Source organism: Alcanivorax sp. HI0083, from assembly GCF_001635175.1.
This window is the reverse complement of the sequence record NZ_LWFX01001749.1, coordinates 1-1,438: the sequence shown is the minus strand read 5'-3', so window position 1 is coordinate 1,438 and position 1,438 is coordinate 1. Positions and strand designations below refer to the sequence as shown.

Below are 1,438 nucleotides of genomic sequence, written 5' to 3'. Positions count from 1 at the left end.
GCCAGTTGTTGCTGGCGGAATACCCCAAAGGCGTGGCGATCTGGCGCGATTACGACATCAGCTTGCCGGACGTGATCGCCGACCGGGACCAGCTGATTCAGGTATTACTGAACCTTATCCGCAACGCCACCCAGGCGTTGCTGGAATCGAAGACGCCGGCACCGCGCATCACCATGCGTACCCGGGTGTTGCGCCAGTTCACCATTGGCGCCCAGCGTCACCGTTTGGTGCTGCGCATGGACATTATCGATAACGGCCCGGGCATTGCCGAGGATGTGCAGGAAACCCTGTTCTACCCCATGGTCAGTGGCCGTGCCAGCGGCACCGGGCTGGGGCTTTCCATTGCACAGTCCATCATCAGCCAGCATCAGGGGTTGATTGAGTGCGAGAGCCAGCCGGGCGAAACCGTGTTTAGCATCCTGCTGCCCATGGAGCAGCTGGATGAAACAGAGAAACCGACATAGCGTTAATTGCGCTGCTTTGAACAGAGCGACGCCATACAAGCCGGCCGCTGATTGCGGTGGCGATGGAAACAACAGGAGTAGCAGGTCATGAGTGTCAGTATTTGGGTTGTGGATGATGACCGCTCCATTCGCTGGGTGTTGGAAAAGGCGCTGGGCCAGGAAGGCTACGCGGTGACCTGCTTTGAAGATGCGGATGAAGCGCTCAATACCCTGGAGCAGGGCGGGCAGGAGCCGGAAGTGCTGATCAGCGACGTGCGCATGCCCGGCACGGATGGGTTGCGGATGCTGAAAATTTTGCAGCGCAAGAATCCGGATCTGCCGGTGATCATCATGACGGCGCATTCCGATCTGGATTCCGCCGTGGCCTCCTACCAGGGGGGCGCGTTTGAATACCTGCCCAAACCGTTTGATGTGGATGAAGCGGTGGCGCTGGTGCGCCGGGCCATCAAGCATCGGGAAGAGTCCCGTGGCGACTTTCCTGAACCGGTTGAAGAGGCGCCCACCGAGATTATCGGTGAAGCCCCGGCCATGCAGGAGGTGTTTCGTGCCATTGGCCGGTTGAGTCACTCCAATGTGACGGTGTTGATCAATGGTCAGTCCGGTACGGGTAAGGAGCTGGTGGCTCGCGCCTTGCACCGCCATTCCATGCGGCGCGAGAAAAACTTCGTTGCCCTGAACATGGCGGCGATTCCCAAAGACCTGATCGAATCAGAGCTGTTCGGCCATGAAAAGGGGGCCTTCACCGGCGCCAATAATCAGCGCGTGGGGCGCTTTGAGCAGGCCAATGGCGGCACCTTGTTTCTCGATGAAATCGGCGACATGCCACTGGAAGCGCAAACCCGATTGTTGCGGGTGCTGCAGGAAAGCGAATTTTATCGCGTAGGCGGGACCACGCCGATCCATGTGGATGTGCGCATTATTGCCGCCACTCACCAGGATCTGGAAAAGCTGGTGAAGGAAGGCGATTTCCGTGA

General features: G+C 58.8%; 2 protein-coding genes. Both read left to right on the top strand.

Translation table 11 applies throughout. From position 1 onward, the window contains the following. Nucleotides 1-464, top strand: a 464-nt coding sequence (locus A3754_RS25445) for a nitrogen regulation protein NR(II) (protein ID WP_231880794.1), incomplete at its 5' end; no start/stop codon positions are given. 87 nt (nt 465-551) lie between these two features. Continuing rightward, the coding region (locus A3754_RS25440) for a sigma 54-interacting transcriptional regulator (protein ID WP_082904834.1) at nt 552-1,438 on the top strand (887 nt) is incomplete at its 3' end.